This is a genomic window from Silvanigrella sp., from assembly GCF_044369315.1.
In the GTDB taxonomy this organism is placed as follows: Bacteria; Bdellovibrionota_B; Oligoflexia; order Silvanigrellales; family Silvanigrellaceae; genus Silvanigrella.
Map to the genome: position 1 here is coordinate 1 of NZ_JBIPMD010000173.1, position 7,405 is coordinate 7,405.

At 29.9% G+C, this 7,405-nt stretch carries 5 protein-coding genes; 4 read left to right on the forward strand and 1 reads right to left on the reverse strand.

The window, feature by feature from the left end; genetic code table 11:
* Window positions 1–443: 443 nt before the first annotated feature.
* Window positions 444–881 (reverse strand): preprotein translocase subunit SecG, encoded by a 438-nt coding sequence (gene secG, locus ACIQ56_RS12535; protein ID WP_397601400.1) that lies wholly within the window; start codon window positions 879–881, stop codon window positions 444–446.
* A gap of 105 nt (window positions 882–986) precedes the next feature.
* Here secG and ACIQ56_RS12540 point away from each other — a divergent pair, with 105 nt between their 5' ends.
* The 4 genes from ACIQ56_RS12540 to ACIQ56_RS12555 all read left to right on the forward strand — a co-directional run bounded on the left by ACIQ56_RS12540 (window position 987) and on the right by ACIQ56_RS12555 (window position 7,326).
* Window positions 987–3,332, forward strand: a complete 2,346-nt coding sequence (locus ACIQ56_RS12540; protein ID WP_397601401.1) for a helicase-related protein — start codon at window positions 987–989, stop codon at window positions 3,330–3,332.
* A 200-nt stretch (window positions 3,333–3,532) separates the two neighbouring features.
* Window positions 3,533–5,071, forward strand: a complete 1,539-nt coding sequence (locus tag ACIQ56_RS12545; RefSeq protein ID WP_397601402.1) for an alpha/beta fold hydrolase — start codon at window positions 3,533–3,535, stop codon at window positions 5,069–5,071.
* Between the two features lie 217 nt (window positions 5,072–5,288).
* Entirely contained in the window at window positions 5,289–6,590 is a 1,302-nt protein-coding gene (locus ACIQ56_RS12550; RefSeq protein WP_397601403.1) for a phosphatidylinositol-specific phospholipase C domain-containing protein, read from the forward strand.
* A gap of 415 nt (window positions 6,591–7,005) precedes the next feature.
* Window positions 7,006–7,326 carry a hypothetical protein gene (locus ACIQ56_RS12555; RefSeq protein WP_397601404.1) on the forward strand — a complete coding sequence of 107 codons (321 nt, stop codon included), beginning with the start codon at window positions 7,006–7,008 and terminating at the stop codon, window positions 7,324–7,326.
* Window positions 7,327–7,405: the final 79 nt, after the last annotated feature.

Here is a 7,405-nt window from a genome sequence, read left to right on the forward strand (position 1 = left end):
ACTTCTTTCAAAAGCAACTTGCTCTGACAATTTTAAAAGTCTATTTTCCATCTCCATTTAAATCTCCTCCTCAAAAGGAGATTTAATTCTGGATTTATGCTTTGTAAAAATCACTTATTGGGAGGATACTTCAAGATTATTGTTATAAAGGCAGTTATTTAATAGCATCAAAGAACGCAACTAAGAGCGATAATTCTGCATTTAAATCTGCTTATAAAAACTCTTGTAAAGCTAAGGATGGAACAGTAGATAGATTTGCCATTTTTTGGAATTCTCCGCATCCGACAAGTTATACTCATTGCTGGATTTCTTACATGGTCATTCATAAGCTGGAAGAGGAAAATTTTATTCCAAAAACAGACTACAATATGGAAAACATCAGAGAATATTGTCAAAGACAAATTAATATATAAAAAAAACCTTAACTTAAAAGTTAAGGTTTTTTATGGCTTAGGAACCGTAGGAACTTTGGGCTCCGGATTTGGGACGGTCGGTGCTTTGGGCTCTGGATTGGGTAAAGCAGGGCCTGAAGAAGATAATGGCAATGATTGTTGTGGTAATGTTGCTGCAGGAGCAGTATCTAATGGAGCCGCTGCGCTAGGTGTTGATAAACTTTTTTCAAGTTGGTTTTTTAACTCATACTTATTATGAGTTCTTAGCCAAGATGAAGAAATTGCTAAAACAAAAAATAAAAGACCACAAATCCAAGTGGCTCTAAAAATAAGTTTGACACCACCAGTTGCACCAAAAAAGCCTGATGTGTTACCTCCACCAAAGGCTCCGCCTAGTCCACCCTCGTTACCTTGCTGAAGCGCAATAATTAGGACTATCAAAACTAAGGCATCTATGATTAAAAGAGTTGTCAGAAGAGTTGAAATCATCTTAGTATCCTCAGGATAGAAAAGGCTGTATGCCTACTCAAGTAGGATAGGTATTGCACAGCAATAAAGATTTCTCAAGTTCGTTTCACCAAGTGGGTTTATTAAATGACGCGCATGACCAAAAAAAAAGAAGTTTCAGAATCCAAAGTAGACAAAACGACTAAGGCAAAGCCTTCTGGAATTAGGTCTAAAAAAGCTACCACGAAATCGGATGTTGCTGCTCCAAAATCAAAGAAAGCAGAAACTTCCAAAACAACTAAACAGGATAAAACCCTAAAAAAACAGGTGCCTAAAAAGGCAAAAGAAGTTCCTGTTAAAAAGGAAAAAGCGGTTAAACAAGAAGTTGTTAAACCAGCAGTTAAGAAAAAAACAGCATCGAATGCTAAAATAGTTAAAGAATCTGAAATTTTGCCTCAAAATACATTATTTCCAGATATTGAAATTGAGACAATAAAACAGGAGCCCGTTGTAAAAATAGAAGCTCCTGTAAAGTTGGAAGAAAAAAAGGTAACATCTTATACTCTTCCTAATAAAGAAGAACCTAAGCTTAAAGTTTTAAAGGCAGAATTATCTCCAGCTCCAAGTTACGTTGTGCCTGACGAGTCCGAAAACGCAAAAAAAAGAGTCCGTTTTGAAAACATCATAGCGAATGATTTTATCATTGAAGCTATTAAAAAAGCGGGATTTTCTGAACCAAATGAAACTCTTCAAAAAGCATTGTCTGCTTCTCTTAGGGGATCCGATGTTTTGCTCATCAAACCCAAACAAGTAGAAGGTTTTTTAATTGGAACAGTAACAGCAGCCTCTAAAATTTTATCCGAAAGCTTGCCTAAAGGAGCTGCCCATTCTCCTTCTGTTCTTTTTATCAGCCCCACTCAATCCAAAGCAGATGAGTTATATAAAGCAAGCCACTCTATTTTCCAGAGTTTAGGAATATCTATTTCAAAACTAGACGAAGATGAAATTAAAGAAACAGAGCTTGCCCAACCTATAGACGTATTGGTTTCTACGCCTAAAAGTTTGAATAAAGCGATTCAAAACAAGTCTATAAAGTCTAAAAATGTCGGCTTATATTTTGCTTTTGAAGCACAAAGTTTTTCAAATGAAGAATCCATTTCAGATTTAGAATTAACTCTTGCTGAACTGCCACAGGAAAGAACACAAAAAATTATTTCTGCAAATGAAAATTCTCCCTATGTAAGAGAGTTTTCATTTAAATTTCTTGAAGATCCAGAATACATCACAACTTTGCCAAGCCAAATTAAAGAAAGACAACCAAAACAATTTGCTCATGCATTACAAGCAACGCAAAAATTTCAAGTTTTACTTGGACATCTTAAAACTCACAAACCTAATTGTGCCGCTATTTTTGCAAATACAAAACCTGTCGCAGAATGGATTGCCTTTAAACTTCATGGAAATGGAGTTAAAGTAGAGCTTATTACATCACAAATGAGTTCTCAAAAAAGAATTGCTTTGATAAAATCTATAAAATCAGGTGATGTAAATGTAATTGTGACAACAGACGCCATTTCAAAATCTCTTGGAATACGTGAATTAAGTTGTATTTATAACTTTGATTTACCAGACTCCCCAAGCACATTTATGAACCGTATTTGTAGAATAGAAGGCGCAAAAAATCCTATTGCTGTTTCTTTTATTTGTGAAGACTATGGATTTAATATTAAAGCGATTGAAAATATATTGGGCTTTAAAATTCATATAGCTCATCCCGATAAAAATTATTTTAACATGAAAGATATTTCAGAATATCCTTTAGAGTCTAGTGGAAAAGTAAAGAGAATAGGTGTGTCTTACGAAGAAGAAGAAGAAGTCACAGCTGTAGTAGAAGATACAACTCCTATTGCTAAACCTGAGACAATTGCTCAAGAGCCAATTCAAAAAGTTACTAAAAAATACGAAATCGAAACTCCTGTTCAAAAAGACAATGTTTCGACAACTGCATTTACAGCTAAACTTTACCCACGCCCAGAAAACGAGCCAAAAGAAGAAATCACTGCAAAAGAAGGTTCCAAATCCCAAACTGCAAGTTTCAATCAAAAACCTTTCGAGCAGCGTAAAGCATCGTACCAACAAGGTCACAAACACCAACAAGATGGCGCCACAAATCGTCAAACAACAGATAAATTCAATAGAAGGGATGAAAGAGCAAAAGATGCCATTGATGCTGCTCGCCATGCTGCCAAAACAGCTAACGATAAACGCAAAGATCGCTCCACTCAAAAAATTTCCACCCCACCAAAACGTCCAGGACTATTCGATATCATGGTGTCATTAGTTCAAGATGCGGTTCAGTCTGCTGCGGTTGCTGCCAAAGATTCTGTTGCAACAAATATCCAAGAAAACTTGCCAACACTATCCAATGTTCTTGATCGTTTCAAAATTTTAAAAAAACCATCAAAACTGCAAGACGAACATAAAAAAAACTAATTTAAAGTAACATTATTTGATCAAATAATGTTACTTTTTTTACATTCTTAAACTCTTAATCTCTTTCATACTATAGCTCAAACGTTTAATCTGGATTTGTTGATGACACGATTTATCGGAAAATGTGACAGATTTAAAATTTATGTAATAGAACCTATTAAACTGCTTTAAAAATAAATAATTTCTTGAAAGAGAAAAAAATGGCACATAAAAATATTCAGAATTTTATTATTTTAGTATCAATTTCTTCAGCAATTATTGGTTGTAAAAAACCATCAAATTCTGATGAAAATTTAGATGAAAAATCTATTAAAAACGAAAATGCAAAAATATTGTCTATTAAATGGAACTCATGCGATAAGACAATTGAAGATCATAAATTAAAAATTAAAAAAACGGTAAAATTTGAATGTGGAAAAATGGATGTTCCTTTAAACTGGGATAATCCAAATGGAGAAAATATTACTATTTCTTTGCTTAGATCTAAAGCAACAGATCCTCAAAATAGAATAGGGTCTCTTATTGTAAATCCAGGTGGACCAGGAGGTTCATCCTTAAATTTAGCAAAAGATTTATATAATATTAATGCCTTACAATCAAAATTTGATATTATTGGAGTTGACCCACGTGGAGTTGGGGATTCTACACCAATTAAATGCCCAATTTCCTCTTCATTTGATATAACATTTCCTAATAATGAAGCTGAGTTTCAATCCGTATTGCAGTCTAGCCAAAAGTTATATGAATCCTGCCTTAAAGAAACAGGCGAATTTATAAATCATATTGACACAGTAAGTGTTGCTCATGATATAGAAGCTGTTCGAAAAGCTTTAAATGAAGAAAAATTAAATTTTTGGGGATTTTCTTATGGTACTTATATTGCCTCAAAATATGCGGAACTGTATCCAAATAATAGTAGAGCTTTAGTTTTAGATAGTGTTACTGATTATAGCCAATCATTATTAGAACATTTAAAAACAAATGCAAAAGAAGCTCATAAAGTTTTAAATGAATTTGTAAATTACAACAAAAATAATCCTAGTAGCGAATTACATAATAAAGATATAATTAAAATAATTCTCGATACAAAAACAAAATTAAATCAAAATCCAATAAAATATACCAATCCTAGCACAAATGTAAAGGAAGATTTTACAGGGGATATATTTTTAATTTCTATCTATCAACTTCTTTATTTAAATGAAAAAGATTGGCTCAATATTGCTCAAGCTATTCATAAATTACAAAATAACGATCTTAAAACATTAATTAATTTAGTAGAACAAAATTCAAGTGATATAAATATTTCACAAACCATAACTGTAAACTGTTTAGATTACCCATCTTCTAGTATACAAACATGGTCAGAGTATTCTTCTATTATGGAAGAATTTAAAAAAGAGTCTCCTATATTTGGAAAAAATATTGCAAGCTGGTTTTTTCTAAATAAATGTTTGGGATGGAAAAACATAAAAAATATCTCCGCTAAACCTCTTAATATCAAAATAAAACAACCTGTATTAATCGTTTCTACTGCAAATGATATTGCAACTCCTTTAAAGTGGGCAGAATTTGTAAAACTACAAATCCCTGGTAGTTTCCTTCTTTACTATGAAGGAAGCGGACATGGCGCTTATAATTCAGACGTAAGTGGTTGCATATATCATGTAGTAAATAATTTCTTTTTAGAAAAAAAATTACCTTCTGAAAATTCGTACTGTTTAAAATCAAAATTTTAAAGAAAAACACACATGTTTATTAAAATAATTTCTAAGTTTTTTGGTACCATTCAAAATATATAATTTTAAATTTATTTTTTATTTCAAAAAAATTACAAACAGTTCTTAATATTATCAAATTAAATTAAAATAAAGCATAAAAATAAAAATAATTTTTCTTGAAATTGAATGCATAATTTATTATAAAATAAACACCTATAAAACCCAGGAAAAAATTATGAAAAAATCAATATTATTAAAATTATTTGCTTTTATATTTTTATTTTTTATACAATTTCACATTTTTTGTTTAGAATTTAAAGACTATGTCCCAAGGCCTGATTATGTGCCAAATTATGATAAACCATTTAATCAATATACTTGGCTTGTAGCGCATAATGCTTATTCAAATTATTCTAATTTTTCAAATCAATATGGAATTAAAATCTCTAAACAATTAGAATTAGGCGTTAGAGGACTTATGCTTGATTTATATGATTATAATGATGATATTTATTTATGCCATAAAACTTGTTTATTAAGTGAATATGGAACTTTTGTAGAAGAAATGAATAACACCATTATTCCCTTCTTAGAAAATAATCCAAATGAAGTTTTGACATTATTTTTAGAAGATCATAGCAGTAAAGTTTTTTTAAAAAGAGCATTAAATCAAATCAAAGATCTTCCAAAATATGTTTTTAATCCTCAAAAATGGAACGATCGGAGTAATTGGCCTACATTGAATGAACTTATTCAAAAAAACCAAAGACTTTTTATTATCTCCGAAAATGAGAAAAATTCGGGCTATTTTCAAATTGATTCTGGAGAAGTCCACGTTATTTTTGGCCAAGAGATTTCAGTAGAAAATTATTGGAGCTTAGGTGACACCTATATGAGTCATGACTATAGATGTTACTCTAGATGGAAAGATATCCCTTTATCCACAGAAAAGGCTTCTCCATTTTATAATTCCTGGGACAGAATATTTGTCATGAACCAATTTCATGGAATACCTTATACACCCCACTCCGAAGAAGATAATAAATTTTTTAAATTAAAAAAAAGAGAAGAAAAATATTGCAAACCCAATTCAAAAAGAATTCCTAATTTTATAGCTGTAGATAACATTACTCATGGAAATGCTATAGAATATGTCGAATGGCATAATAATGGGGGAGTTCTATTTTATAATAAAAATTATAATTACGAAAGCTTGGTTTGTGGCTTAGCCACCTCATTTGATAGAAAAATTCCACTTTATAAAGCGGGTTGTTATGACTATGTAACAAAGATACAATTACAAGGAGTTCCAAAAGGAACAAAAATTCTTATATACAGTTCTGAATACAATTTAAACAACTCTGAATACACAGAAATAGAAGTCCTAAATGACTTAAATTTCACAGAACCTATAAATATCGATTCTTTAGATGCTTCTTTTGAAAATAAAAATTTTAAACTAAAGTATTTTGGAAAAAATGGAATGAAAGATAATGTTTATGCTGTAGAAGTAATTCTAGGCAACACTAAAAATTAAAAATAAAGAAATGAATATCTAAAAAATATGTAATTTTTAAACTCCCTTTAATAATTCTCCTTATAATTAAACAATTAAAATTAGCTATAAAATTATTTTGTATTCATAAATACACTTTATTTAGATACAAAACCTCAAAGAAAAATATCTTTCAAAGATTATGATTTTTTTTTAATAAAAAATTGAAATATATTAAAAATTTCTTTATCACAATTTTACCAATTGAATTATATTTTTAATTCAATTTAAACTAAAAAGTTTTAAATTTTAAATTTTTTATAATAAAATATGTAATTTAAAAAGTTCATATTTAGGAATAATAAAAAATTTAAAATAAAATTAATTAATTATCTTAAATTCAATTAAACAAAAAGTATAGTGTCATTCTTTTGAATCACTCTATAGGAAGATATGAATGTTTAAAAAATATTTCTATTTATTAGTAATATCTAATTTTCTTACATTTATTACAGGCTGTCAAACTCTGGATGAGGCTTTATTTGGCAAAACACTCGTAATTAGAATGAAAATTAAAAGTGAATCAAATAAAAACATGGCATTTGAAAATGATATTGTTGCAAGTTCTTCACCAGAGTTTGGTAAAAAAATTGAGCAAACTTCAAATAAAGATTGGTTTGACGAATCAAATACAGAGTTTCAAGAAATTAAAAAATCGAAATATGATCTTCCCCCCAATTTTATAGACACAATTAACCGACCTTTTTCATTGGTCTAGTTATTTCAAATATAACTGGAGACAGATATCCATTCGACGAATGCTTTCTAACACGATTGTAGTAAACTTCAATATATTG